This is a genomic window from Pseudomonas sp. NFACC08-1 (assembly GCF_900106735.1).
Taxonomy (GTDB): Bacteria; Pseudomonadota; Gammaproteobacteria; order Pseudomonadales; family Pseudomonadaceae; genus Aquipseudomonas; species Aquipseudomonas fluorescens_Q.
The window spans coordinates 263,778-288,775 of the sequence record NZ_FNNL01000007.1; the positions used below are offsets into that span (position 1 = coordinate 263,778).

The following is a 24,998-nucleotide window of genomic DNA, read 5'->3' on the forward strand; positions in this document are numbered from 1 at the left end:
CATGTTTTCGGCCATTCCCAAAAAAACTTTAGGCTCATTTATTCAATGAACGTGCGCACGTCTGCGCTTGCCTTTGCGTAAGGCACAGTCTAGGGAACACCGGGATCAAGCGCCAGCTTTCTACCTCCTCTACCGGGTCATTACATCGCCACTTCCACTTGGCCTGGAGCCATCACTTGCGCCTTGATGACGCGCTGGGAATTGAGGTTTTTTACCCGTATCTGTTCACGCATGCCGCCGTTGGACAGGGCTTCGCCGGGCATCCGCACGGCCAGGGAGCCGCTGCGGGCGGTGATGACCACCTGGTCGCCCTTGCGGACCACTTCGGCCTGCTCCAGGTGCACCAGCGTCACGACCTGATCGGCGACCATTGGTCGGACAAGTTTCTGCCCGATGGCCTGATCGACGGAGGTCAGGAAGCCCTGGGTGATCTGGCTGATGTCCCGTTCACGCAGCATCACGTCCTGGGGCTCGACGATCCCGGCCCGCTTGAGCGGACGCGTGGTGGTGACAATTTCCCGAAACAGGCGCACTTGAGCGGGCACGAACACCGTCCAGGGCGCGGCGCTATCGCAACGAACCTTCACCGTGACGCGGCCCAGAGGGCGAGCGGGACTTTCCAGCGAAGCAGTCAATTCCTTGTCGCACATTGGCATGCGCAGGCGCGGGTCGAGTTGGTTGACTTCGATTTCGTAGCGACCTTCGGTTTGACTGGTAGCCAGATAGTCTTCTACGGTGAATTCAAGAAAGCCCTGAGTGACGCCGATAAGGAGATCAGGCAAGGTAACCGGAACAGCAGCAAGGGCAGGACCGCCCGAAGTGAACAGGCAGACAGCCAGCAGTGCACCGAGCCAGTGGCGGCAGTGAGTGGTCAGGCGTCGAGAAAATGTCGTTTGTGCGTTCATGCCGGTTCAATAGCAAGCCCCGTGCCGTTTAGTGATGAATGCGCGTCGGACACATTAGCGTTAGGTAGGAGTCAGGGCATGGCGGGAGTAATGGATTCGGTGAACCAGCGCACTCAGCTGGTCGGTCAGAATCGCCTGGAGCTGTTGTTGTTCCGTCTCGACGGCCAACAAATGTATGGGATCAACGTATTCAAGGTCCGCGAGGTGCTGCAATGCCCCAAGCTGACCCTGATGCCCAAGTCCAGCCCCGTCGTGTGCGGTGTGGCCAATATTCGGGGAGCGACCATCCCGATTCTCGACCTGGCGATGGCGACCGGTTCCGGTCGGCTGCTGGACCAGAGCAATCCGTTTGTGATCATCACCGAGTACAACACCAAGACCCAGGGGTTCCTGGTCCGCTCGGTGGAGCGCATCGTCAACATGAACTGGGAAGAGATCCATCCACCGCCCAAGGGGACCGGCCGCGATCACTACCTCACGGCAGTGACCCGGGTCGATAACCAGTTGGTGGAAATCATCGACGTGGAAAAAATCCTCGCCGAAGTAGCGCCCACGCCGGAAGCGATCTCCGTGGGGGTGGTGGATGCCGAAACCCAGCACAAGGCGATTTCGCTGCGGGTGTTGACCGTCGATGACTCTTCGGTGGCCCGCAAGCAGGTGACCCGTTGTCTGCAAACGGTTGGCGTCGAGGTGGTGGCGTTGAACGACGGGCGACAGGCGCTGGATTACCTGCGCAAACTGGTCGACGAGGGCAAGAAGCCTGAGGAAGAGTTCCTGATGATGATCTCCGACATTGAAATGCCGGAGATGGACGGGTACACCCTGACTTCTGAAATCCGCAGCGATCCGCGCATGCAAAAGCTGCACATCATCTTGCATACTTCGTTGTCCGGGGTTTTCAACCAGGCGATGGTCAAGAAGGTCGGTGCCGACGATTTCCTGGCGAAATTCCGTCCCGATGACCTGGCGTCCCGGGTCGTCGAGCGGATCAAGGCAGCAGAATAAAGTAAAGGTCGGGCGCGTTGTGCGCCCGGCAAGTCAACACGATGAAAGAGGCGGTATCTTGTCTACGGGTAATTTGGATTTCGAACAGTTCCGGGTCTTCCTGGAAAAAGCCTGTGGCATCTTGCTTGGTGAAAACAAGCAATACCTGGTGTCGAGCCGTCTCAATAAATTGATGGAGCAACAGGGCCTCAAGTCATTGGGCGAGCTTGTGCAGCGTATCCAGACCCAACCGCGCAGTGGTTTGCGCGAGATGGTGGTGGACGCGATGACTACCAACGAAACCCTGTGGTTTCGCGACACCTATCCGTTCGAAGTGCTGAAGAACAAAGTGCTGCCGGCTGCCATCAAGGCCAGCCCGGGCCAGCGCCTGCGGATCTGGTCGGCGGCCTGCTCGTCGGGGCAGGAACCCTATTCGCTGTCGATGTCCATCGATGAGTTCGAACGCTCCAACCTCGGCCAGTTGAAAGGCGGCGTGCAGATCGTCGCCACCGACCTGTCCGGGACCATGCTCAATAACTGCAAGACTGGCGAGTACGACAGCCTGGCCATCGGCCGTGGTTTGTCGCCGGACCGCCTGCAACGCTACTTCGACCCGAAAGGGCCGGGCAAGTGGGTGGTCAAGGCGCCGATCAAGAGCCGGGTGGAGTTCCGCTCGTTCAACCTGCTGGACAGCTATGCCAGCCTGGGCAAGTTCGACATCGTGTTCTGCCGCAACGTACTGATCTACTTCTCCGCCGAAGTGAAGAAAGACATCCTGCTGCGCATCCACGGCACGCTCAAGCCGGGCGGCTACCTGTTCCTCGGCGCCTCCGAGGCGTTGAACGGTTTGCCGGATCATTACCAGATGGTCCAGTGCAGCCCGGGGATCATTTACCAGGCGAAGTGATTGGCTTGGGTTGACAAAAAACGGGAGTCCCCACGGGCTCCCGTTTTTTTATGCCCGCTCATTCCTCCCTATCACCATTATCCCTGTGGGAGCGGGCTTGCTCGCGAATGCGGCGGTCAGTCGAGATAAATGTCGCTGTCACACCGCTTTCGCGAGCAAGCCCGCTCCCACAGTTTGAATGCCATTGCCCTTGAGAAGCGGCAGAAAAGCGGCAGCTTGCGGAAGCCAGTTGCCGCTTTTCTGGCATTGCCGCCTTGCCGATGCCCGCAAAGCCCCGGTTTACGGGGCTTTGGAAAGTGGCACGCCGCTTGCTATAGCCAACGTACGTACATTCTGGTCACCCAAAGGTTTCCGACATGAGCATCAGCTTCGATAAAGCGCTCGGTATCCACGAACAGGCCCTGAGCTTCCGCGCCCAGCGTGCCGAAGTCCTGGCCAACAACATCGCCAACGCCGATACCCCGAACTACAAGGCTCGGGACCTGGACTTCTCCAAAGTGCTCGCCGAGCAGAACGAGAAGGCCAAGAACGGCCACTTCGCCTTGAACATGACCAACAGCCGTCATATCGAAGCCGAAGGCCTGGGTAATGGCGACGAGTCGTTGATGTATCGCACGCCGATGCAGCCGTCGATCGACCAGAACACCGTGGACGCTCAACTGGAACAGTCCAACTACGCGGAAAACTCCGTGAACTTCCAGGCCAGCTTCACCCTGCTCAACAGCAAATTCAAAGGGCTGGTATCGGCCCTGCGTGGAGAGTAAGCCATGTCGATTGCTAGCGTATTCAACATTGCCGGCAGTGCCATGAGTGCCCAGACCACTCGCCTGAACACCGTCGCCAGTAACATCGCCAACGCCGAGACCGTTTCGTCGAGCATCGACCAGACCTACCGCGCCCGCCACCCGGTATTCGCCACCATGTTCCAGGGCGGCCAGTCCGGCGGCAGCGACTCGCTGTTCCAGGAGCAGGACGCGGCCGGGCAGGGCGTACAGGTGCTTGGCGTGGTCGAAGACCAGAGCAACCTCGAAGCCCGTTATGAGCCGAACCATCCGGCCGCTGATGCCAAGGGTTATGTCTACTACCCGAACGTCAACGTTGTCGAAGAAATGGCCGACATGATTTCCGCCAGTCGTTCGTTCCAGACCAACGCCGAAATGATGAACACCGCCAAAACCATGATGCAGAAGGTCCTGACCCTCGGTCAGTGATAAGGGGCGAGTCACATGAGCGTTACCAACACTACCAGCGGTTTGAGCCTGAACGAGATTCTGGCCAATTCCTCGGTCAAGACCAACAACACCTCCGATACCCTCGGGGCAATGACAGGTGCGGCGACCGGCAAGAAGGAACTGGGCAAGGATGCGTTCCTGCAACTGCTCGTTACCCAGCTGAAGAACCAGAACCCGCTGGAGCCCCAGGACAACGGTGAGTTCGTGGCCCAATTGGCGCAGTTCAGCAGCCTGGAAGGCATCACCACCCTCAACGAGACCGTCAGCGGCATCGCCGGCAACTACAACTCGTCCCAGGCCCTGCAGGCCTCGTCACTGGTCGGTCGCTCGGTCATTGCTCCAGGCGACAAGGCTGTGGTCGATACCTCCAAGAGCCTCAACGGTACGGTGGTGGTGCCAACCTCGGTGTCCTCCGTCGCGGTCAAGATCGTGGACAAGGACGGCAAGACCGTTCGCACCATCGACTTGGGCAGCCAGAACGCCGGCAATTCCGCGTTCATCTGGGACGGCAAGAACGATGCGGGCACGGTCGTTGAATCGGGCACTTACACCTTCGCGGCCTCGACCACCATCGACGGCAAGGCCACGTCGTTGATCACCAACCTGCCGGCCACGGTCAGCAGCGTGACGATCAGCCAGACGGGCGGTGAGCTGATGCTCAACCTGGCCGGGCTGGGCAGCATTGCCCTGTCCAAAGTACAAACTATTGGTATGTAGAGCCGACTAACCGGCAAAAGGAGTCAACATGTCTTTTAACATCGGCCTTAGCGGTCTCTATGCAGCCAACAAACAGCTGGACGTGACCGGCAACAACATCGCCAACGTGGCGACCACCGGTTTCAAATCGTCCCGCGCGGAATTCGAAGACGTCTACTCGGCCACCAAGCTGGGTTCGGGCAGCAAGACCGTCGGCAACGGCGTGCGCCTGGCCAACGTTTCCCAGCAGTTCGGCCAGGGGGATGTCAACAACACCGGCAACGTGCTGGACATGGGTATCCAGGGCCAGGGCTTCTTTGTCCTGAGCAACGACGGCTCCCTGAGCTACACCCGTGCCGGTACCTTCAAGACCGACAAGGAAGGCTACATCACCAACAGTGACGGCACTTCGCGCCTGCAAGGCTATGGCGTGGATGCCAACGGCAAGATCCAGAACGGGATCCTGACCGACCTGCGCATCGACACTTCGAACCTGCCGCCGCAAGCCACCAGCCTGGTTTCTTCGACGATCAACCTGAACTCCACGGCGACGCCGATCACCGTTGCGTTCAACCCGACCGACACGGCCACATTCACCAAGCAATTCACTACCCCGGTCTATGATACCCAGGGCAACCAGCACTCCATGGACCAGTACATGGTCAAGACTGCCGGTAATACCTGGAACGTCTATACCTTGATCGATGGTCGTAACCTCAATGGCAGCGCGCCGGTTGCTCCGAACGCTCCGGTTCCTTCCACAATGACGTTCGACTCGAACGGCAGACTAACCCAGGTCAGCACTCCGGTTCCGCCGACCGTTCCGCCGACTGTTCCGACACCTGCGCCAACCATCAGCAATGATCTGAATCTGGTTGGCTGGGTCCCAGGCACTGTGACTAATGGTACATGGACTGCTAATGGCGCGGGCTCGTCGACTATTACGATCTCCATGGCCAACACCACCCAATTCAACGCCGACACCGCCCGCTCGATTCCAGCCCAGAACGGCTACGCCACCGGCCAGATCACCAACCTGACCATCGACGGCAGCGGCGTATTGCTGGCCAACTTCAGCAACAACCAGACCAAGCCGATCGGCCAGCTCGCACTCGCCAGCTTCACCAACGAGCAAGGCCTGCAGCCGGTAGGCGGCACCAGCTGGAAAGAAACCTTCGCCTCGGGCATCCCGGGCTACGATGCCCCGGAAACCGGCACTTTGGGCTCGATCGTCTCCAACTCCCTGGAAGAGTCCAACGTCAACCTGACCAACGAACTGGTCGAGCTGATCAAGGCCCAGAGCAACTACCAGGCGAACGCCAAGACCATCTCCACCCAGAGCACCATCATGCAGACCATCATCCAGATGGCTTGATGTCGATGGTTGCTTGACGCTGCACACGGAGCCCCTCGCAAGAGGGGCTTTTTCATGCCCGCTAGAGCCCGTCCTCATGCCAGGTTTCCCTTTGTGGCGAGGGGATCTATCCCCGCTGGGCTGCGCAGCAGCCCCCTCCACAAGCTGTCAATACGACCTGCCTGACCCACCGGGTCGCTGGCATTCAGGGCCGCTCCGCGCCCCAGCGGGGATAAATCCCCTCGCCACAATGAATGTCACCCTGAATATGGATGAGGGCAGCCCAGGCGACGTCGTTTCCAAGGCAAAAGAAAACCCCCGATAAACCAGCGGTCTATCGGAGGCTTCTTCAGTCGGCGCCTTTACACGCCCACCCACTCAGCTTATTGGCAAGCTTCGCAATCCGGCTCGTCGATCGCGCAGGCCTTTGGCACTGGCGCAGGGCCTGCTGGAGCCGCCAGGACCGAATCGTCACCGTGGTTGCCGCCGCTGGAAACAGCGTTCAGCTTGCCGGTGTTGATGGTCGACTTCTCGGTGCTGGTCGCGGCCAGGGCACGGAGGTAGTAAGTGGTTTTCAGACCACGGTACCAAGCCATGCGGTAGGTCACGTCCAGCTTCTTGCCCGAAGCACCGGCGATGTACAGGTTCAGCGATTGAGCCTGGTCGATCCACTTCTGGCGACGGCTGGCGGCGTCGACGATCCACTTGGTGTCCACTTCGAACGCGGTGGCGTAGAGGGCTTTGAGCTCTTGCGGGATGCGTTCGATCTGCTGCACCGAACCGTCGTAGTACTTCAGGTCGTTGATCATGACCGAGTCCCAGAGGCCGCGGGCCTTGAGGTCGCGAACCAGGTACGGGTTGATCACGGTGAACTCGCCCGACAGGTTCGATTTCACATACAGGTTCTGGTAGGTCGGTTCGATCGACTGCGACACGCCGGTGATGTTGGCGATGGTGGCGGTCGGTGCGATGGCCATGATGTTGGAGTTACGGATGCCTTTCTGCACACGGGCGCGAACCGGTGCCCAGTCCAGGGATTCGTTCAGGTCAACGTCGATGTATTTCTGGCCGCGCTGGGCGATCAGGATCTGTTGCGAGTCCAGCGGCAGAATGCCCTGGGACCACAGCGAACCCTGGAACGTCTCGTAGGCGCCACGCTCGTCGGCCAGGTCGCAGGAAGCCTGGATTGCGTAGTAGCTGACCGCTTCCATGGACTTGTCGGCGAATTCGACCGCGGCATCGGAACCGTACGGGATGTGCTGCAGGTACAGTGCGTCCTGGAAGCCCATGATGCCCAGGCCGACCGGACGGTGCTTGAAGTTGGAGTTCTTCGCCTGTGGCACCGAGTAGTAGTTGATGTCGATCACGTTGTCGAGCATGCGCACGGCAGTGTTCACGGTGCGTTGCAGCTTGGCGGTGTCCAGCTTGCCGTCGACGATGTGGTTCGGCAGGTTGATCGAGCCCAGGTTGCAGACCGCGATCTCATCCTTGTTGGTGTTCAGGGTGATCTCGGTGCACAGGTTCGAGCTGTGGACCACGCCCACGTGCTGCTGCGGGCTGCGCAGGTTGCACGGGTCCTTGAAGGTCAGCCATGGGTGGCCGGTTTCGAACAGCATCGACAGCATCTTGCGCCACAGGTCTTTGGCCTGGACGACTTTGAACAGCTTGATCTTGTTGTACTCGGTCAGGGCTTCGTAGTACTCGTAGCGCTCTTCGAAAGCCTTGCCGGTCAGGTCGTGCAGGTCCGGTACTTCGGACGGCGAGAACAGGGTCCACTTGCCGTCATCGAAGACACGCTTCATGAACAGGTCAGGGATCCAGTTGGCGGTGTTCATGTCGTGGGTACGACGACGGTCATCACCGGTGTTCTTGCGCAGCTCGATGAACTCTTCGATGTCCATGTGCCAGGTTTCCAGGTAGGCACAGACCGCGCCCTTGCGCTTGCCGCCCTGGTTGACCGCCACGGCGGTGTCGTTGACCACTTTGAGGAACGGCACCACGCCCTGGGATTTGCCGTTGGTGCCCTTGATGTACGAGCCCAATGCGCGAACCGGGGTCCAGTCGTTGCCCAGGCCACCGGCGAATTTCGACAGCATGGCGTTGTCGTGGATCGCGCCGTAGATGCCCGACAGGTCATCCGGAACGGTGGTCAGGTAGCAGCTCGACAGCTGTGGACGCAGGGTACCGGCGTTGAACAGGGTCGGGGTCGAGGCCATGTAGTCGAAGGACGACAACAGGTTGTAGAACTCGATCGCACGGTCTTCGCGCTGCTTCTCTTCGATCGCCAGGCCCATGGCCACGCGCATGAAGAAGATCTGTGGCAGTTCGAAACGCACGCCATCCTTGTGGATGAAGTAACGGTCATACAGGGTTTGCAGGCCCAGGTAGGTGAACTGCTGGTCGCGCTCGTGGTTGATCGCCTTGCCGAGTTTTTCCAGATCGAATTCGGCCAGGACCGGGTTCAGCAATTCGAACTCGATACCCTTGGCAACATAAGCTGGCAGCGCCTTGGCGTACAGGTCGACCATTTCGTGGTGGGTCGCGCTCTCGGCGACTTCCAGGAAGCTCAGGCCTTCGGCACGCAGGGTGTCCATCAGCAGGCGGGCGGTCACGAAGGAGTAGTTCGGCTCGCGTTCCACCAGGGTCCGCGCGGTCATCACCAGGGCCGTGTTGACGTCCTTGAGTGCAACGCCGTCATAGAGGTTCTTCAGGGTTTCGCGCTGGATCAGGTCGCCATCGACTTCTTCCAGGCCTTCGCAGGCCTCGGTGACGATGGTGTTCAGGCGGCCCATGTCCAGCGGCGCCAGGCTGCCGTCGGCGCGGGCGATGCGGATCGAAGGGTGGGCCTGGACCGGTGCGTCGGCCGGGGAGCGGGTCGCACGTTCCTTGGCGCGGGAGTCACGGTAGATCACGTAGTCGCGCGCCACTTTCTGCTCGCCGGCACGCATCAGGGCCAGTTCGACCTGGTCCTGGATTTCTTCGATGTGGATGGTGCCGCCCGAGGGCATGCGACGCTTGAAGGTCGCGGTGACCTGTTCGGTCAGGCGGGCTACGGTGTCGTGGATTCGCGACGAAGCGGCAGCGGTGCCACCTTCAACTGCGAGGAACGCTTTGGTGATGGCGACGGTGATCTTGTCATCGGTGTAAGGAACGACAGTGCCGTTACGCTTGATCACACGCAGTTGGCCCGGCGCGGTGGCGGACAGATCCGGGTTCGAATCGGCGGCCAGCGGCGCGGTGCCCTGCGGGTTCTCGCGAGTTGTGTCGGTGTGCATGGGTGTCTCCACGTTCTCTATGTTTGTTTGGGCACCATCACGGTGCCCACCGTTCCGTCCTGAAGCACTACAACCGACTGGCGCCGGGCATAACAACTTCGGGACAGTAGGAAGCAGGCGTTTAATGCCGCTTCCATCCGAAGTTCTCAGGTTGCGAGCGGGGCTCGAAACCGGGTTGCCGGGGTGGCAGCAATTGACTGCAACACCCGTACCGTTTCGGTCGTTTTCGACCTTGAAACAGTTGCCATCCGCAGGGGCGGTCTGGGCTTGGGGAAATACGGTGTTTCAGCTGGACAGAAGCAAGAAAAGCGCTTGAATTCTCTGCCCGACTTGTGTTTGGTTTTTGGCCTGAAACCCTACATGTAGGGTTTTTTGCGCGGCGGGCTACAAGATAATGCGTTTTTGGGGGGTATGCAACGTGCTACCTGTGGATAAGCCTGTGCGTAATTTGTGTGCGAAACGTGGAACTGCTCTGTAGGCCGCGACCTAGCTGGAGTGGACCTTTTTTCATCGGTTTCAACGGTCTGAAAACTGCCCGATGGTTTTTTGCGGGCGCGGACGTTACCACATAAAACCTGCTTCGACCGAACGCATTTGTCCGCTTGTTTTCTAGGGGGGCGACGTTTATACAATCGACCGGTGTGCTGGCATGTTTATCCTCCTTTGATATGACAAAAAGAGGAGGCTGTATTCGAATCTCTGGAATGAACACTGTTGTGGCCAGAGATTGCTCCCGCTCGATTGCGCAGCAATCGCAAAAAACAGGGGCCGCTTCGCAGCCCAGCGGGAGCAAGCTCCCTCGCCACGGGGTAGTGATCCTTCTGCAAGGGTTGTGGCCATCCGGTCCTTTATTTTCATAACAAAACGAGGCCCCCCATGGAACAAGAAGCCTGGCAGGTATTGATCGTCGAGGATGACCAGCGTCTGGCCGAGCTGACCCGGGAGTACCTCGAAAGCAACGGGTTGCGTGTCGCCATCGAAGGCGACGGCGCGGTGGCGGCGGCGCGGATCATTGCCGAGCAGCCGGACCTGGTGGTCCTCGACCTGATGCTGCCCGGCGAAGACGGCCTGAGCATCTGTCGCAAGGTGCGCGGGCATTATGACGGGCCGATCCTCATGCTCACCGCCCGCACCGACGACACCGATCAGATCCAGGGCCTGGACCTGGGCGCCGATGATTATGTCTGCAAGCCGGTTCGCCCGCGTTTGCTCTTGGCGCGTATCCAGGCCCTGCTGCGGCGCAGCGAACCGGAGCCGAGCGTCGCGCAGAAGCAGCGACGCCTGCAATTCGGCCCGCTGGTGGTCGACGACGCCCTGCGCGAAGCCTGGTTGCAGGGCAACGGTATCGAGCTGACCAGCGCCGAATTCGACCTGCTGTGGCTGCTGGTGTCCAATGCCGGGCGCATCCTGTCCCGGGAAGAAATCTTCACCGCTTTGCGCGGCATCGGTTATGACGGCCAGGACCGTTCCATCGACGTGCGCATTTCGCGTATCCGCCCCAAGATCGGCGATGACCCGGACCATCCACGGCTGATCAAGACCATTCGCAGCAAAGGCTACCTGTTCGTTCCTGAAGCCTGCGTAGACCCGACACCGTGAACTCGATCTTCCTGCGTATTTATGGCGGCATGTGTGCCGCACTGGTGCTGGTGGCGGTCCTCGGCGTACTGGCCCTGCACCTGCTCAACCAGACCCGCAGCGAGCAATACCGCGAGCGCCTGGCCCACGGTACGTTTTCGTTGATGGCCGACAACCTGCGGCCGATGAACGACACCGAGCGGCGGCGGGCGTTGCTGGTATGGGAGCGCCTGCTGGGCATTCCCCTGGCGTTGCAGACCTTTGCCCAGACCGACCTCGACCTCGGCCAGCGCACCCGCGTGCTGCGTGGCCAGGCATTGGTGGAGCAGACCGGACCCCATGCGGCCAAAGTCTATCGGCTGGTCAGCGATGGCGAGCAACTGATGTTGGTGGGGGAAGTCCAGCAGATCAGCGAACAACTGGCCCGCGCGACCATCTATCTGTTGGCCGACGAGCTGGTGCGTTCCCCGGTGGCCGAACAACCCAAGCGGCTGGCGCAACTGGCGCAGGAAAAAGGTTTTGGTTTCGATCTGCGACTCATGACCGCCGAGCAGGCGGACATGGATGAAGACCAGCGCCGTCGTGTGTCCGAGGGCGATACGGTGATGGCGTTGGGCAAGGGCGGCGACTCCATCCGGGTCTTCGCCGGCATGGTCGGCACGCCGTGGGTGCTGGAGATTGGTCCGCTGTACCAGATGAACCCTTATCCGCCGCAATGGCTGGTGCTGATCGCGGCGCTGGGCTTGAGCCTGATCGGCTTGATCGTCTACCTGTTGGTGCGCCAGTTGGAGCGGCGCTTGCGCGGCCTGGAGTCGGCCGCCACCCAGATCGCCCAGGGCAGCCTGGAAACCCGGGTACCGGCCCGAGGTGCCGACTCGGTGGGGCGGCTGGCCGCTGCGTTCAACGGCATGGCCGAGCACTTGCAGCAATTGTTGGCCATCCAGCGCGAGCTGGTGCGGGCGGTGTCCCACGAATTGCGTACCCCGGTGGCGCGCCTGCGCTTCGGCCTGGAAATGCTCGGCAGCGCCACCACGCCCCAGGCCCGGGACAAATACCTGGCGGGCATGGACCACGACATCGAAGACCTGGATCGGCTGGTGGACGAAATGCTCACCTATGCGCGGCTGGAACAGGGTTCACCGGCCCTGAACTTCCAGCGGGTGGACCTGGATGCGCTGGTCAATCAAGTGATCGATGAATTGGGGCCGTTGCGGGCCGGGATCACGGTCGAGCGCGGTCTATGCCTGTCGGCCGTCGATTGCGACGGCGCCTGGGTCGAGGCCGAGCCACGCTTTCTGCATCGGGCCCTGCAGAACCTGGTGGGCAACGCCATGCGTCACGCCAGTTCCCGGGTCACCGTCAGCTATCAGGTGGGCCAGTTGCGCTGTCGGGTGGATGTGGAGGACGACGGGCCTGGTGTGCCGGAGGCGGCATGGGAGCGGATCTTCAAGCCCTTCCTGCGCCTGGATGACAGCCGCGCCCGGGCGTCGGGCGGCCATGGGCTGGGGCTGTCGATCGTGCGACGGATTATCCACTGGCATGACGGTCGGGCGTTGATCGGCAAGAGCAAGAGCCTGGGCGGGGCTTGCTTCAGTTTGAGTTGGCCGAGGCATCAGGACAGGTCTTGATAGGTGGGCTCCCAAACCCACAACTCTCAGGCTTTGATCCCCACCAGGCTCAATAGCTGCCCATCCTTCACCCCGAACTGCGCCTGCAGTTCGCTGCCATGACGCCACTCGGCCGACAGGTCCGTCAGCAACCGCAGTCGCACCTGTCCGTCGTGTGTCCATTCCAGCACTTCGGCATGCTCGAAATAAAAGCGCTGCCTGACGATGGGATACAGCGCCTTGAACAAGCTTTCCTTCACTGAAAAGGTCAGGGTGACCAGCAAGGCGCGGTCGTCATGCGCAAGCGTTGCCATGCGCAGCAGCTCCGGCGAGGTGAGGATTTCACCGGCCAGGCGCTCGGCGCGCTCGGGGTCGAGCAGGTTTTCCACGTCCATGCCCAAGCCTTGCCAGCGGTCTTTTTTCGCAACGATGGCCGCGGCCCGGCCCGTGCTGTGGGTGATCGAGCCGCTGACATGGGCCGGCCACACGGGGGCGCGGTCTTCACCGATGGTCGGCACGCAGGCCAGGCCGTCGAGTCGCTGCAATGCCGCCCGGGCGCAGATCCGCCCGGCCAGGAATTCAGCCTGACGCTTGGCCACCGATCGCTGGATGCTCGCCGGTGGTTCGATGGCGCTGTCGGGGAAGTCGGTGCCTACCAGCAGCAACGGGTCGAAGCGGGTGCTCAGCAGCACCGTATCGGGCAGCGCATCAGGCAAAAGCCAGTGTTCATCCAGAGGCGAGCAACAGGCGGGCAGGGTGGGGAGTGTCTTCATGCCCGGCATTTTGCCGGGTTGACGGGAGGCTGGGTAGTGGGGCAAGCCTGAGTGGCGCAAGTGAGTGGAAAAGAAGCTTCTGTGGCGAGGGAGCTTGCTCCCGCTGGGCTGCGAAGCAGTCCTGAATCTGACAGCTCGGAGTATCAGATTGAACGCGTCGCTGCTGTTGGGGCTGCTGCGCAGCCCAGCGGGAGCAAGCTCCCTCGCCACAGGGTTATGCGTCAGTCAAAAACTTTCTTGAAGAACTTCTGCATATCCGCCCACGACTTCTCATCGGCTTCCTTGTTGTAGCCAATGTCCGGCCCGCCATGTTCGCCGTGGCTCAAACGGTCGGCATCGGGGTTGCTGAAGCCGTGTTTGGCGCCGTCGAGGCTGACGAATTTATAGTCGGCGCCGGCCTTGTCCATCTCGCTCTTGAACGCGGTGACGTTGTCCTGGGTGACCATGCTGTCCAGGGCGCCATGCTCGACCAGCACCTTGGCCTTGACGCTGCCAGGTGTTGCCGGGGTGTTGGTCACCAGCGCACCGTGGAAGCTCACCACGCCGGCCAGCGGCACACCCTGGCGCGCCGCATCGAGTACCACCTTGCCGCCGAAGCAGTAGCCGATGGCAGCGAGTTTGTCCGGATCGGTCTGGGGTTGTTTCTTCAGCAGGTCCAACCCCGCCTGGAAGCGTGCGCTGGCGGCCTTGCCGTCCTTGAGCGCCGCCTGCATGAAGGCCATGGCGTCCTTGGGGTGCTCGGTGTTCTTGCCGTCGCCGTACATGTCGATGGCCAGGGCGCTATAGCCCAGGCCGGCGAGGTCACGGGCACGGCGCTTGGCGTAGTCGTTCAACCCCCACCATTCATGCACCACCACCACGCCCGGGCGCGGGCCCTTGACGGTGTCGTCATACGCGTAATAGCCGATCAGCTTGGTGCCGTCGGCACTGGTGTAGGGGAGCTCCTGGGTCTGGATGGCGGCTTGGCTCACGCCGCTAATGGCCAGAAGTACAACAGCAAGCAGCCTGCGCATGATGGATCTCCTTAAAAAGTGCTGAGACAGGACACTCTAGCCGATTCATTCAGCGAAGGTTCAGAGAACGTTCAAGGGGGGTTCAGGTATCGCTGGTTAAGGTGACGGCGACTTCACAGTTCACCCACGTTGCAAAGGAACTTGATCATGACTGCTATGAAAAAACTGCTGTTGGCTTTCACCGTGCTGGGCGCCAGCGCCCTGGCCCACGCCGATGACAACTTCGCCAGCCTGACCCTCGGCCAGACCAGCGACAAGGTGAAGAAATCCAGCGCCTTGGACAGCGCCCTGAACAACCCGAACGCCGACGGCGTCATCGGCAAGGACACCACGTATGGCCTGCGACTGGGCAAGCAAAACGACCAGGGCCGCTACTACGCCACCTACGACAACGTCTCGGGCACCCACAACGGCATCAAGCTGCGCCAGGAAAACCTGCTGGGCAGCTACGATGTGTTCTATCCGGTCACCAGCAGCACCAAGCTGTTCGGTGGCGGCACGGCGGGCCTGACCAAGCTGACCCAGGATTCTCCCGGCTTCAGCCGCGACAGCGACATTGGCTACGCAGTGGGCTTGCAAGGGGGCGTGCTGCAACAAATTTCGCAGAACACCTCGGTTGAACTGGGTTACCGTTACCTGCGCAGCAACGCCAGCACCGAGATGAGCCCGCACGGTGGCGATAAGGTTGGCTCGTTGGACCTGACCAGCAGCGCCCAGACCTACCTGTCCGCCAACTACACGTTCTAAGCGGTTGATGGTGAGCGTATCCAGCCGGATCGGTCGAAGACGATCCGGCGCCTTTCGTTGAAGTGCGCCGCACTGGATTGTTTGATTTGCCTGGGAGAGGCTCCATGAAATTACTGGTCGTCGAAGACGAAGCGCTGTTGCGTCACCACCTGCAAACCCGTCTCACCGACAGCGGCCATGTGGTGCAGGCCGTGGCCAATGCCGAAGAGGCCTTGTACCAGGTTCGGGAATTCAACCATGACCTGGCGGTGATCGACCTGGGCTTGCCGGGCATCAGCGGGCTGGAGCTGATCCGCCGGCTGCGCTCGCAGGACAAGACGTTTCCGATCCTGATCCTCACCGCCCGCGGCAACTGGCAGGACAAGGTCGAAGGCCTGGCCGCCGGCGCCGACGACTACGTGGTCAAGCCGTTTCAGTTCGAAGAGCTGGAGGCCCGGCTGAACGCCCTGTTGCGCCGCTCCAGTGGTTTTACCCAATCGACCATCGTCGCCGGTCCGTTGCTGCTCGACCTCAACCGCAAGCAGGCGTCCCTCGATGAGGAGCCACTGGCGCTGACTGCTTACGAGTACCGCATCCTCGAATACCTCATGCGCCATCACCAGCAGGTGGTGGCCAAGGACCGCTTGATGGAGCAGCTTTACCCCGATGACGACGAGCGTGATCCCAATGTCATCGAAGTGCTGGTCGGGCGCCTGCGCCGTAAGCTGGAAGCGCCGGCGGGCTTCAAGCCGATCGATACCGTGCGCGGCCTGGGCTACCTGTTCAACGAGCGCTGCCAGTGATTCGTTCGCTTCGCCTGCGGTTGATGCTGGCCGCCATGACCCTGGCGGTGCTGTTCATGCTGGCCTTGTTGCCGGCCATGCAAGGCGCGTTCAGCCTGGCGCTGCAGGAATCCATCGAGCAACGCCTGGCTTCGGACGTGACCACGCTGATTTCCGCCGCCCGAGTGGAAAACAACCGCTTGAGGATGCCGGCGCAGTTGCCCGATGAGCGCTTCAACCTCGCCGATGCCCGCCTGCTGGGCTACATCTACGATCGCGAGGGGCGGTTGGTCTGGCGATCCAAGGCGACCCAGGAAGAAAACATCAATTACACGCCACGCTATGACGGCCAGGGCAACCAGTTCGCGCGCATTCGCGAGAACGACGGCCAGGAGTTTTTTGTCTATGACGTCGAGATCAAGCTGCTCGGCGGCCAGAGCGCGGCGTTCAGCATCGTTACCTTGCAACCGGTGCGCGACTATGAAGTGACGTTGCAGGGGCTGCGGGACAATCTCTACCTGGGCTTTGGCGCGGCCCTGTTGGTGTTGCTGGCGCTGTTGTGGATCGGCCTGACCTGGGGCCTTCGGGCGCTGCGGCGCCTGAGCCAGGAACTGGACGAAATCGAAAGCGGGGCCCGGGAAAGCCTCAGTACCGAGCATCCCCGGGAACTGTTGCGCCTGACCGGCTCCCTCAACCGCCTGCTGTACAGCGAGCGGGAGCAACGCAGCCGTTATCGCGATTCCCTCGATGACCTGGCCCACAGCTTGAAGACCCCGTTGGCGGTGTTGCAGGGCGTCAGCGAGGACATGGCCCGACGCCCGGAGGACCGTGGACAGGCTTGGGTGCTGCAAACCCAGATCGAGCGCATGAGCCAGCAGATCGGCTACCAGTTGCAGCGCGCCAGCCTGCGCAAAAGCGGGCTGGTGCGCCATCAGGTACGCTTGCGCCCGGTGTTGCAAAGCCTGTGTGACACCCTGGACAAGGTCTATCGCGACAAACGAGTCAATGTCAGTTTCGATCTGCCGGAGCACTGCCAGGTGCCGATCGAACAGGGCGCCTTGCTGGAGATGCTCGGCAACCTGCTGGAAAACGCCTATCGGCTGTGCCTGGGCGAGGTGCGCGTCAGCGTGCACCAGACCCTTGGCGGTACGGAGTTGAGTGTCGAGGACGACGGGCCGGGCGTGCCACCGGATCAACGTGCGCGGATTCTCCAGCGGGGCGAGCGACTGGATCGCCAGCATCCGGGGCAGGGGATCGGACTGGCGGTGGTGGAAGACATCATCGAGAGCTACGGCGCCAAGTTGACCCTGGGGGATTCAGAGCTGGGCGGGGCGGCGTTCCGGATTCATTTTCCGGTGGTTTGACTGGAATACTTCGGTGGGGTTGCCGGCCTTTGTGGCGAGGGAGCTTGCTCCCGCTCGAGTGCGCAGCGCTCGCAAGTTCTTGGGGCCGCTTCGCAGCCCAGCGGGAGCAAGCTCCCTCGCCACAGGGGCCGGCGGGCTCCCCACAGGATTTGGATGTCACCACTCAATTCTCCTGCTCCCGATAAGCCCCCGGCGTCAGCCCCGTCCACTTCTTGAACGCCCGGTGAAACGCCGATGGCTCTGAGAAACCCAACTGCTCGGCAATCTGCTGCAACGACAGGTCCGCACGCCCCAAGTGGTAGATGGCGATATCCCGCCGCAGCTGATCCTTGAGTTCCTGGAAGCTGGTGCCTTCTTCACGCAAATGCCGGCGCAAGGTCTGCGGGCTGATGTGCAGATGGCCGGCGACGGTGTCCAGGTCGGGCCAGCGGGCGGTGTCGCGGCTGAGCAGGCGGCGCAGTTGGCTGCTCAGGCTATGGCCATCGTCCGGGCGCGACAGCAGGTCGGCGGGGGAGCGTTCGAGGAAATGCTTGAGGGTGCGTTCGTCCTGCAGCAGTGGCATGTCCAGGTAACGGCTGTGGAACAACAGGCTGCTGCTGCGCGCTTCGAACACCAGCGGACAGGAAAAAAGTAAGTCGTATTCGGCACCGTGGGCGGGTTTGGTGTAGCCGAAAGTCGCCTGTTCCAGGCCGATACGCTGGCCGATCAGCCAACTGGCCAGACGATGCCAGACTACCAGCAAGCTTTCAGTCAGAAAATGATCCGGGTCCCACAGCGTCGAATCGTCCAGCACCAGCCGCACTCGCTCGCCTTCGGCTTCCAGGGTCAGGCTCGGCGCGTCGGGGAACAGGCTGTAGAACAGCAAGCCGCGTTGAAGGGCCTTGCCCAGGGTCCGACAGTGGATCAACGCGTGACACATCATGGCAAACGTCCCGGGTTTACTCGCAGCCCTACCGAATCCCAGGTATTCGTCCCCCAATGCCAGCCACAGCGCCTGCAACAGGCGCGCGAACTGCTCGGGCGCAATCCGCGCGCGCGGCTCATCCAACAGCTCTGGGCTGATGCCCAGCTGTTGCAGCACAGGAACATAGTCGAAGCCTTGCCGGCGCGCGCCGCCCAAGGCTGCGCGGGCGAAGTGGCTGGCGATCGTGCGTTGGCGCATGGCTGGAATCCGTCCGTTAAGCGGGCGATGGTAGCAGGGCACTGCGGCCCGACAAGGCGGATATCCGCCAAATCCCGGAGTGATAAACACCCCGTGGGCGGAAATCCGCCACATTCCACGGCCGTGTTTAACTCGTGAATAATTCCAGAACCCTTCTGCGACAGCGTTTGTAGGGGTTTTCTGAAAAATGGCACGAGCCTTGCGATACAGCACACAGGTCTGCCGCGTGCAGCCGACAAAAAACAAATCCCTCCAGTGCAGGAGGGTTCGCAATTGAGGTGCCGTGGACGACAGGTGGAAGTCGTCAAACGGGACTCTTGAGGAAGGTTTGCCATGACGACTCGTCAGCCACTGTACAAATCCTTGTATTTCCAAGTGATCGTAGCCATTGCCATCGGCATTTTGCTCGGCCACTTCTACCCGCAGACTGGTGTTGCCCTCAAGCCGTTCGGTGACGGGTTCATCAAACTGATCAAAATGGTCATCGCCCCCATCATTTTCTGTACCGTCGTCAGCGGCATCGGCGGTATGCAGAACATGAAATCGGTCGGCAAGACCGGCGGCTATGCGCTGCTGTACTTTGAAATTGTCTCCACCATCGCCCTGCTGATCGGTCTGGTGGTGGTCAACGTCGTGCAGCCGGGCGCCGGCATGCACATTGACGTATCGACTCTGGACACCAGCAAGATCGCCGGTTTCATCAGCGCCAGTAAAGACCAGAGCATCATTGCCTTCATTCTCAACGTGATCCCGAACACCATCGTCGGCGCGTTCGCCAACGGCGACATCCTGCAAGTACTGATGTTCTCGGTGCTCTTCGGCTTCGCCCTGCATCGCCTGGGTGCCTACGGCAAGCCGGTACTGGACTTCATCGATCGCTTCGCCCATGTGATGTTCATCATCATCAACATGATCATGAAGCTGGCGCCGATCGGTGCGTTCGGTGCCATGGCCTTCACCATCGGCGCCTACGGTGTCGGTTCGCTGGTGCAACTGGGCCAGCTGATGATCTGCTTCTATATCACCTGCGTGGTGTTCGTGCTGGTAGTACTGGGCGCCATCTGCCGCGCCCACGGCTTCAGCGTCGTCAAGCTGATCCGCTACATCCGTGAAGAACTGCTGATCGTGCTGGGCACTTCCTCGTCGGAATCGGCCCTGCCACGCATGCTGATCAAGATGGAGCGCCTGGGTGCCAAGAAGTCGGTCGTAGGCCTGGTCATCCCGACTGGCTACTCGTTCAACCTCGACGGTACCTCGATCTACCTGACCATGGCCGCGGTGTTCATCGCCCAGGCCACCGATACCCCGATGGACCTGACTCACCAGATCACCCTGCTGTTGGTGCTGCTGCTGTCGTCCAAAGGTGCGGCTGGCGTAACCGGTAGCGGCTTCATCGTGCTGGCGGCCACCCTGTCGGCCGTGGGCACCTTGCCGGTGGCCGGTCTGGCACTGATTCTGGGTATCGACCGCTTCATGTCCGAAGCTCGCGCCCTGACCAACCTGGTGGGCAACGCCGTTGCCACGATCGTGGTTGCCAAGTGGGTCAAGGAACTGGACGAAGACCAGTTGCAGACCGAGCTGGCTTCCGGTGGTCGTGGTATCGCCGATGTCCGTGAAGATGACGAGCAGATCGCGGCGGCGCAGATTGCAGCGGCTGAGTCCTCTGCTCCAGTCACTGTGAAGTAAACTTCAGGCTGTAATGAAAAACCCGCTTCGGCGGGTTTTTTATTGGAAGAACTCTTCCGTCGAGGAGGCTTCTGTGGCGAGGGAGCTTGCTCCCGCTGGGTTGCGAAGCGACCCTAAGATGTATCTGCCACCGCGGTGCCTCAGACAAATGGCGGGGGGGCTGCTGCGCAGCCCAGCGGGAGCAAGCTCCCTCGCCACAAGAGCTCTCACGCTGAGCGCAATGGTCATCCAGACTGGCACCTGCGGTGATTGCCCTACCACCAACCCCTGCCTAGTCTTTAGCCATCACCCACCGGAGATCGCTATGCAAGGCCCACTGGCATCGCTCAAGGTTCTGGATTTCTCGACCCTGCTGCCCGGCCCGTTTGCCTCGCTGTTGCTGGCAGACATGGGGGCCGAGGTGTTGCGCATCGAGTCGCCGACTCGCCAGGACCTGCTGCGGGTGCTGCCGCCCCATGATCAGGGCACCTCGGCCAGCCACGCCTACCTCAACCGTAACAAACGCAGCCTGGCCCTGGACCTCAAACAACCGGAAGCGTTGGCGGTGGTCACGCAATTGCTGGAGGACTACGACATCCTGCTGGAACAGTTCCGCCCCGGCGTGATGGAGCGGTTGGGCCTGGGATACGAAGCCTTGAAAGCCATCAATCCGCGGCTGATCTATGTGTCGATCACCGGCTACGGCCAGACCGGGCCCTACAAGGACCGCGCCGGTCACGACATCAATTACCTGGCCCTGGCGGGGCTGGCCAGCCACACCGGCCGCGCCGACAGCGGTCCGTTGCCGCTGGGGATCCAGGCGGCGGACATCGCCGGAGGTTCGTTGCATGGGGTGATCGGGCTGTTGGCGGCGGTCATCGCCCGCCAGCAAACCGGTCAGGGGCAGCATCTTGACGTGAGCATGACTGACTGTGTGTTCAGCCTCAACGCCATGGCCGGTGCCGGTTACCTGGCCTGCGGTGTCGAGCCGGGGCGGGAAAAACAGATGCTCAACGGCGGCAGCTTCTATGACTATTACCGCACCCGCGATGGTCGCTGGATGTCGGTGGGTAGCCTGGAACCGGTGTTCATGCAGGCGTTGTGCGAGGCTTTGGGACGGCCGGAACTGGCGGCCCTCGGGTTGTCGCCCAAGCCTGAACAACAGCACGCTCTTAAGCAGGCGCTGCAAGCCGAGTTTGAAAAACGCGATTTTGCCGAGCTGTGCAGCCTGTTTGCCGGGATCGATGCCTGCGTCGAGCCGGTCCTGAGCCTGGAGGAAGCTGTTCGGCATCCGCAGTTACAGGCTCGGGCGCTGGTGACACAGGTGCCCCGGGGCGATGGTTCAAGCCAGGCGCAGATGGCTTGTCCGTTGAGATTTTCCGGAGGGTTGCCTGAGCCTCGGCATATTGGCGCGGGATTGGGGGCGCATACGGATCAGGTGTTGGGGGAGTTGGGGTTCAGTGCGCAGCGGATCGCTCAATTGCGGGATGCCAAGGTGATTTTGTAGTGCCCTTTAGGGCCTCTTCGCGGGCAAGCCCGCTCCCACAGGGATTTGTTAGCGCCGAAGATCCAATGTGGGGGCTTGCTCGCGAAGGGGCCAGCCCAGACACCACAAAAGCCTGCTATTCCACCCGGGTTTCTCCACTGAACACCAAGGTATTGCGACAGCTTCGGCACAAATACCGCCGCCCCTGGCGCACCAGGCTGTGGCGCTGGGCCGAGAACGGGAAGTCGCTGCCGTCGCAGGGGCATTTGTAGATGTAGCGGGTCACGCTGCGGCGTTTGATTTCGTAGGTGTGGCAGCGGTTGGGCGGCAGTTCGTACACCCCACGCATGATCAGTTGCCATTCTTCGCCATGGGGCTGGATGCGTTCGCCAAACAGTTGATGGGCGATCAGGTGCGCGACTTCATGGGCGACGGTCTGCTTGAGGAAGTCTTCGGCGTTTTCCCGGTACAACTGTGGATTGAAGCGAAGCAGATTCTCATGCAGGTGCGCAACGCCGGCCTTCTGGCCGCGCAATTTGAAGCTGACCACCGGGCGTTTGAAAGGACGTTTGAAAAAGGATTCGGCTTGTTGGTAACACTCTTCGACGCGGGTATTGAGTTGCTCGAGCATGCTTTACGGGTCTCCAGAAGCCCGAGTATGCCGCAAGCGTCGGCCGTTGCGAATCGTCCAGGCGCCCAGCGGTCGTGTCGAGCGGCTCAAACACAGGAAGGCCGCCTTGCGGCGGCCTGTGTCGGCAGATCCTGTTTTTATTGGAGGGTACTGTTGGGACCGTTTCAATCCTTCAATTGGTATAGACCGGGCCGACGCCGAGCCCCCAGACAATCACCGTGAACGCCATGATGGCTACCAGCACCACCAGGCCTACGGCGAGCACCGAACTGGAAAACAGAAAACCTTCGTCCTGGGGAATGTTCATGAACGTCGGCAAGCCCACATACAGCAGGTAGACCGTGTAGCAGATCGCCGCCGTGCCGACGATCATCCCCAGCCACATGTGCGGGTAGAGCGCCGCCAGGCCGCCGATGAACAACGGTGTCGCGGTGTAGGTGGCGAACGCGACGCAACGGGCCAGGCTCGGGTTGGCGTCATAGGTTCGGGCCATCCAGTGGATGAAGGCGCCCATCACTGCCACACCGCCCAACATGGCCAGGTACGACATGACGGTCATCCACAGCGCACTTTCCTGGGTGAGCATGACCGGTGCACGATTGCCGATGACCCATCCCACCTGCGTGGTGCCGATGAACGCCGATACCGCGGGAATGGCCGCCAGGATCAGCGTATGGGTGAGGTACATGTGGCTGATGCTTTCCTCCTGATCGCCACGGATTTCTTTCCATTCTTGATCAGGGTGGGTAAAGAGCCCCACGACATGATGGATCATAGTCAGTCACTCCTTTGTTATTGCCATCGCCCCCCAACGGAGCGCCTACGGGCCAAATGGCCGGGTAAGTAAAGGTCTGTAAGTGTGTGCGACCTTATGTCGCAGTATAGAAAGGAGTCACCCCAAGGGGGATGGGGGGCTTAGAGCAAATCGCGCTGTAAAGGAGCAGGTTAATCGCGGCTTGATCTGTATGCGTAATTCTCAGGCGAAGAGATTCATGTGGCGAGGGAGCTTGCTCCCGCTGGACTGCGCGGCAGGCCCCTGCGTTCTGTCCGGCACCGCGGTGATACATACATTTTCGGGGCTGCTTCGCACCCCAGCGGGAGCAAGCTCCCTCGCCACAGGGGGGCGGTGCCATACGGGAGGTTTTTTGCGTAAAATGCCGCCCTTTCGTCACACCTCACGGATTTCGCGTCATGGGCACTCTTACGGTCAACCAGAACAAACTGCAAAAGCGCCTGCGCCGCCTGGCCGGTGAGGCGGTCGCCGATTTCAACATGATCGAGGACGGTGACAAGGTCATGGTCTGCCTGTCCGGCGGCAAGGACAGCTACACCTTGCTCGATGTGCTGATGCATCTGCAGAAGGTTGCGCCGATCAAGTTCGACATCGTCGCGGTAAACATGGACCAGAAGCAGCCCGGGTTCCCCGAGCATGTGCTGCCGGCCTACCTTGAATCGCTGGGTGTGGAATATCACATCGTCGAGAAAGACACCTATTCGGTGGTCAAGGAACTGATTCCCGAAGGCAAGACCACCTGTTCGCTGTGCTCACGCCTGCGGCGCGGAACGCTCTACACCTTCGCCGACGAGATCGGCGCAACCAAGATGGCCCTGGGGCACCATCGCGACGACATCGTCGAGACCTTTTTCCTGAACATGTTCTACAACGGCTCGCTCAAGGCCATGCCGCCCAAGCTGCGAGCCGATGACGGGCGCAACGTGGTGATCCGGCCATTGGCCTATTGCAGCGAGAAAGACATCCAGGCCTATTCGGATTTCAAGCAATTCCCGATCATCCCCTGCAACCTGTGCGGCTCCCAGGAAAACCTGCAACGTCAGGTGGTCAAGGAAATGCTCCAGGAGTGGGAGCGCAAGACGCCGGGCCGTACCGAGAGCATTTTCCGCGGCTTGCAGAACGTCATTCCGTCGCAACTGGCGGACCGCAACCTGTTCGACTTCACCAACCTGCGCATCGACGAAAACGCCACGCCGCGGTTCGTCAACGTGGTGAACCTCTGACGGCGCCAACCGCTCTATTCACGGCGCCAATGGCTATAAGGGCCACTGGCGCCGTTTTCATTTCCGACCCCAGGAGAGGGCATGCGCGATTACAAGTGGCTGCACGAGTATTGTCTGAACCGCTTCGGTTCGGCGGCTGAACTGGAAGCCCACCTGCCGGTTCCCAAGACCCCGGCGCAACTGCGCAAGATCGGCGACGACCGCTACCTTTCGACCATGGCGCTGCGGGTGTTCCGCGCCGGGCTCAAGCACAGCCTGGTGGACGCCAAGTGGCCGGCGTTCGAAGAGGTGTTCTTCAAGTTCGATCCGGAGAAAGTCGTGCTGATGAGCGCCGAGCACCTGGAGCGGTTGATGCAGGACGCGCGGATCATCCGCCATCTGGGCAAGCTCAAGAGCGTACCGCGCAACGCGCAACTGATATTGGACGTGGCCCACGAAAAGGGCAGCTTCGCCGCACTGGTCGCCGACTGGCCAGTGACCGACATCGTCGGCCTGTGGACGTACCTGAAAAAACGCGGCCATCAACTGGGCGGCCTGTCGGCGCCGCGCTTTTTGCGGATGATGGGCAAGGACACCTTCGTGCCCAGTTATGACGTGGTGGCCGCGCTCAATGCCCAGGACATCATCGACAAAGTCCCCACCAGCCAGCGGGACCTGGCGACGGTGCAGAATGCCTTCAACCAGTGGCATGAAGAGAGCGGGGGAAGGCCCATGAGCCAGATATCGATGATGCTGGCGTATACTGTGAATCATTGAGACCGCGTTGCGGCCATCGCGAGCAAGCTCGCTCCCACAGGGACTCGATGGCACCCTGTGTGCGAGCTTGCTCGCGATAGCGGTGT

The 24,998-nt window shown here is 61.0% G+C and carries 22 protein-coding genes; 15 read left to right on the forward strand and 7 right to left on the reverse strand.

Annotated elements, in window-relative coordinates; genetic code table 11:
• Positions 1 to 140 precede the first annotated feature (140 nt).
• Complete coding sequence (gene flgA, locus BLU76_RS16905) at positions 141 to 905, reverse strand: flagellar basal body P-ring formation chaperone FlgA (RefSeq protein WP_063324729.1); 765 nt, start codon at positions 903 to 905, stop codon at positions 141 to 143.
• A 78-nt stretch (positions 906 to 983) separates the two neighbouring features.
• Between flgA and BLU76_RS16910 the strand changes: the two genes are divergently transcribed.
• From BLU76_RS16910 to flgE, 6 genes are all read left to right on the forward strand, one after another.
• Positions 984 to 1,910, forward strand: a complete 927-nt coding sequence (locus tag BLU76_RS16910) for a chemotaxis protein CheV (protein ID WP_003204737.1) — start codon at positions 984 to 986, stop codon at positions 1,908 to 1,910.
• 58 nt (positions 1,911 to 1,968) lie between these two features.
• The gene (cheR, locus tag BLU76_RS16915; RefSeq protein ID WP_063324730.1) at positions 1,969 to 2,796 is read left to right on the forward strand and encodes a protein-glutamate O-methyltransferase CheR; all 828 of its coding nucleotides are present in this window, start codon (positions 1,969 to 1,971) and stop codon (positions 2,794 to 2,796) included.
• A 356-nt stretch (positions 2,797 to 3,152) separates the two neighbouring features.
• The gene (flgB, locus tag BLU76_RS16920; RefSeq protein WP_072346448.1) at positions 3,153 to 3,560 is read left to right on the forward strand and encodes a flagellar basal body rod protein FlgB; all 408 of its coding nucleotides are present in this window, start codon (positions 3,153 to 3,155) and stop codon (positions 3,558 to 3,560) included.
• 3 nt (positions 3,561 to 3,563) lie between these two features.
• A complete protein-coding gene (flgC, locus tag BLU76_RS16925) occupies positions 3,564 to 4,007 on the forward strand; it encodes a flagellar basal body rod protein FlgC (protein WP_003204730.1) in 444 nt (147 codons plus the stop codon).
• 15 nt (positions 4,008 to 4,022) lie between these two features.
• On the forward strand, positions 4,023 to 4,745 hold the full coding sequence (flgD, locus tag BLU76_RS16930; RefSeq protein WP_072346450.1) for a flagellar hook assembly protein FlgD: 723 nt from the start codon (positions 4,023 to 4,025) through the stop codon (positions 4,743 to 4,745).
• A gap of 28 nt (positions 4,746 to 4,773) precedes the next feature.
• On the forward strand, positions 4,774 to 6,099 hold the full coding sequence (gene flgE / locus BLU76_RS16935) for a flagellar hook protein FlgE (RefSeq protein WP_092145258.1): 1,326 nt from the start codon (positions 4,774 to 4,776) through the stop codon (positions 6,097 to 6,099).
• A gap of 362 nt (positions 6,100 to 6,461) precedes the next feature.
• Here flgE and BLU76_RS16940 read toward each other — a convergent pair whose 3' ends face one another.
• Positions 6,462 to 9,353 carry a ribonucleoside-diphosphate reductase subunit alpha gene (locus BLU76_RS16940; RefSeq protein ID WP_063324733.1) on the reverse strand — a complete coding sequence of 964 codons (2,892 nt, stop codon included), beginning with the start codon at positions 9,351 to 9,353 and terminating at the stop codon, positions 6,462 to 6,464.
• Positions 9,354 to 10,229: 876 nt separating this feature from the next.
• On the opposite strand from BLU76_RS16940, the gene BLU76_RS16945 reads away from it, so the two are divergent.
• Together BLU76_RS16945 and BLU76_RS16950 are read left to right on the forward strand one after the other, a co-directional pair.
• The gene (locus tag BLU76_RS16945; protein WP_092145260.1) at positions 10,230 to 10,952 is read left to right on the forward strand and encodes a response regulator; all 723 of its coding nucleotides are present in this window, start codon (positions 10,230 to 10,232) and stop codon (positions 10,950 to 10,952) included.
• The gene (locus BLU76_RS16950; protein ID WP_063324735.1) at positions 10,949 to 12,559 is read left to right on the forward strand and encodes an ATP-binding protein; all 1,611 of its coding nucleotides are present in this window, start codon (positions 10,949 to 10,951) and stop codon (positions 12,557 to 12,559) included. Before BLU76_RS16945 ends, BLU76_RS16950 begins: the two co-directional genes overlap by 4 nt.
• A 26-nt stretch (positions 12,560 to 12,585) precedes the next feature.
• Here the strand turns inward: BLU76_RS16950 and BLU76_RS16955 are convergent, their stop codons facing one another.
• Together BLU76_RS16955 and BLU76_RS16960 are read right to left on the reverse strand one after the other, a co-directional pair.
• Entirely contained in the window at positions 12,586 to 13,311 is a 726-nt protein-coding gene (locus BLU76_RS16955; protein ID WP_218190244.1) for a 4'-phosphopantetheinyl transferase family protein, read from the reverse strand.
• Between the two features lie 221 nt (positions 13,312 to 13,532).
• Positions 13,533 to 14,324 (reverse strand): dienelactone hydrolase family protein, encoded by a 792-nt coding sequence (locus tag BLU76_RS16960; RefSeq protein ID WP_092223573.1) that lies wholly within the window; start codon positions 14,322 to 14,324, stop codon positions 13,533 to 13,535.
• A gap of 147 nt (positions 14,325 to 14,471) precedes the next feature.
• Between BLU76_RS16960 and BLU76_RS16965 the strand changes: the two genes are divergently transcribed.
• From BLU76_RS16965 to BLU76_RS16975, 3 genes are all read left to right on the forward strand, one after another.
• The gene (locus tag BLU76_RS16965; RefSeq protein WP_092145266.1) at positions 14,472 to 15,071 is read left to right on the forward strand and encodes a hypothetical protein; all 600 of its coding nucleotides are present in this window, start codon (positions 14,472 to 14,474) and stop codon (positions 15,069 to 15,071) included.
• 104 nt (positions 15,072 to 15,175) lie between these two features.
• Positions 15,176 to 15,853, forward strand: a complete 678-nt coding sequence (locus tag BLU76_RS16970; protein ID WP_014339772.1) for a response regulator — start codon at positions 15,176 to 15,178, stop codon at positions 15,851 to 15,853.
• On the forward strand, positions 15,850 to 17,196 hold the full coding sequence (locus tag BLU76_RS16975; protein ID WP_063324739.1) for an ATP-binding protein: 1,347 nt from the start codon (positions 15,850 to 15,852) through the stop codon (positions 17,194 to 17,196). Before BLU76_RS16970 ends, BLU76_RS16975 begins: the two co-directional genes overlap by 4 nt.
• 163 nt (positions 17,197 to 17,359) lie before the next feature.
• Here the strand turns inward: BLU76_RS16975 and BLU76_RS16980 are convergent, their stop codons facing one another.
• Positions 17,360 to 18,358 carry an AraC family transcriptional regulator gene (locus BLU76_RS16980; RefSeq protein ID WP_092145270.1) on the reverse strand — a complete coding sequence of 333 codons (999 nt, stop codon included), beginning with the start codon at positions 18,356 to 18,358 and terminating at the stop codon, positions 17,360 to 17,362.
• Positions 18,359 to 18,691: 333 nt separating this feature from the next.
• Here BLU76_RS16980 and BLU76_RS16985 point away from each other — a divergent pair, with 333 nt between their 5' ends.
• Both BLU76_RS16985 and BLU76_RS16990 read left to right on the forward strand, forming a co-directional pair.
• A complete protein-coding gene (locus tag BLU76_RS16985) occupies positions 18,692 to 20,044 on the forward strand; it encodes a dicarboxylate/amino acid:cation symporter (protein WP_092223575.1) in 1,353 nt (450 codons plus the stop codon).
• 304 nt (positions 20,045 to 20,348) lie between these two features.
• Positions 20,349 to 21,530, forward strand: coding sequence for a CaiB/BaiF CoA transferase family protein (locus tag BLU76_RS16990; protein ID WP_092145274.1), 1,182 nt, complete (start codon positions 20,349 to 20,351; stop codon positions 21,528 to 21,530).
• A 115-nt stretch (positions 21,531 to 21,645) separates the two neighbouring features.
• Here BLU76_RS16990 and BLU76_RS16995 read toward each other — a convergent pair whose 3' ends face one another.
• Positions 21,646 to 22,140, reverse strand: a complete 495-nt coding sequence (locus BLU76_RS16995; RefSeq protein WP_003204703.1) for a SprT family zinc-dependent metalloprotease — start codon at positions 22,138 to 22,140, stop codon at positions 21,646 to 21,648.
• A 172-nt stretch (positions 22,141 to 22,312) separates the two neighbouring features.
• Positions 22,313 to 22,915: a Yip1 family protein gene (locus tag BLU76_RS17000; RefSeq protein ID WP_058542562.1), complete on the reverse strand. Its 603-nt coding sequence runs from the start codon at positions 22,913 to 22,915 to the stop codon at positions 22,313 to 22,315.
• A gap of 416 nt (positions 22,916 to 23,331) precedes the next feature.
• Here BLU76_RS17000 and ttcA point away from each other — a divergent pair, with 416 nt between their 5' ends.
• Both ttcA and BLU76_RS17010 read left to right on the forward strand, forming a co-directional pair.
• Positions 23,332 to 24,156, forward strand: coding sequence for a tRNA 2-thiocytidine(32) synthetase TtcA (gene ttcA, locus BLU76_RS17005; RefSeq protein WP_063324743.1), 825 nt, complete (start codon positions 23,332 to 23,334; stop codon positions 24,154 to 24,156).
• An 81-nt stretch (positions 24,157 to 24,237) separates the two neighbouring features.
• Complete coding sequence (locus BLU76_RS17010; RefSeq protein WP_063324744.1) at positions 24,238 to 24,912, forward strand: DNA-3-methyladenine glycosylase I; 675 nt, start codon at positions 24,238 to 24,240, stop codon at positions 24,910 to 24,912.
• Positions 24,913 to 24,998: the final 86 nt, after the last annotated feature.

Coding starts and splice junctions, on each gene's coding strand:
- flgA (WP_063324729.1), bottom strand. CDS start 905: ATGAACGCACAAACGACATTTTCTCGACGCCTGACCACTCACTGCCGC.
- BLU76_RS16910 (WP_003204737.1), top strand. CDS start 984: ATGGCGGGAGTAATGGATTCGGTGAACCAGCGCACTCAGCTGGTCGGT.
- flgB (WP_072346448.1), top strand. CDS start 3,153: ATGAGCATCAGCTTCGATAAAGCGCTCGGTATCCACGAACAGGCCCTG.
- flgC (WP_003204730.1), top strand. CDS start 3,564: ATGTCGATTGCTAGCGTATTCAACATTGCCGGCAGTGCCATGAGTGCC.
- flgD (WP_072346450.1), top strand. CDS start 4,023: ATGAGCGTTACCAACACTACCAGCGGTTTGAGCCTGAACGAGATTCTG.
- flgE (WP_092145258.1), top strand. CDS start 4,774: ATGTCTTTTAACATCGGCCTTAGCGGTCTCTATGCAGCCAACAAACAG.
- BLU76_RS16940 (WP_063324733.1), bottom strand. CDS start 9,353: ATGCACACCGACACAACTCGCGAGAACCCGCAGGGCACCGCGCCGCTG.
- BLU76_RS16945 (WP_092145260.1), top strand. CDS start 10,230: ATGGAACAAGAAGCCTGGCAGGTATTGATCGTCGAGGATGACCAGCGT.
- BLU76_RS16955 (WP_218190244.1), bottom strand. CDS start 13,311: ATGAAGACACTCCCCACCCTGCCCGCCTGTTGCTCGCCTCTGGATGAA.
- BLU76_RS16960 (WP_092223573.1), bottom strand. CDS start 14,324: ATGCGCAGGCTGCTTGCTGTTGTACTTCTGGCCATTAGCGGCGTGAGC.
- BLU76_RS16965 (WP_092145266.1), top strand. CDS start 14,472: ATGACTGCTATGAAAAAACTGCTGTTGGCTTTCACCGTGCTGGGCGCC.
- BLU76_RS16970 (WP_014339772.1), top strand. CDS start 15,176: ATGAAATTACTGGTCGTCGAAGACGAAGCGCTGTTGCGTCACCACCTG.
- BLU76_RS16980 (WP_092145270.1), bottom strand. CDS start 18,358: ATGCGCCAACGCACGATCGCCAGCCACTTCGCCCGCGCAGCCTTGGGC.
- BLU76_RS16985 (WP_092223575.1), top strand. CDS start 18,692: ATGACGACTCGTCAGCCACTGTACAAATCCTTGTATTTCCAAGTGATC.
- BLU76_RS16990 (WP_092145274.1), top strand. CDS start 20,349: ATGCAAGGCCCACTGGCATCGCTCAAGGTTCTGGATTTCTCGACCCTG.
- BLU76_RS16995 (WP_003204703.1), bottom strand. CDS start 22,140: ATGCTCGAGCAACTCAATACCCGCGTCGAAGAGTGTTACCAACAAGCC.
- BLU76_RS17000 (WP_058542562.1), bottom strand. CDS start 22,915: ATGATCCATCATGTCGTGGGGCTCTTTACCCACCCTGATCAAGAATGG.
- ttcA (WP_063324743.1), top strand. CDS start 23,332: ATGGGCACTCTTACGGTCAACCAGAACAAACTGCAAAAGCGCCTGCGC.
- BLU76_RS17010 (WP_063324744.1), top strand. CDS start 24,238: ATGCGCGATTACAAGTGGCTGCACGAGTATTGTCTGAACCGCTTCGGT.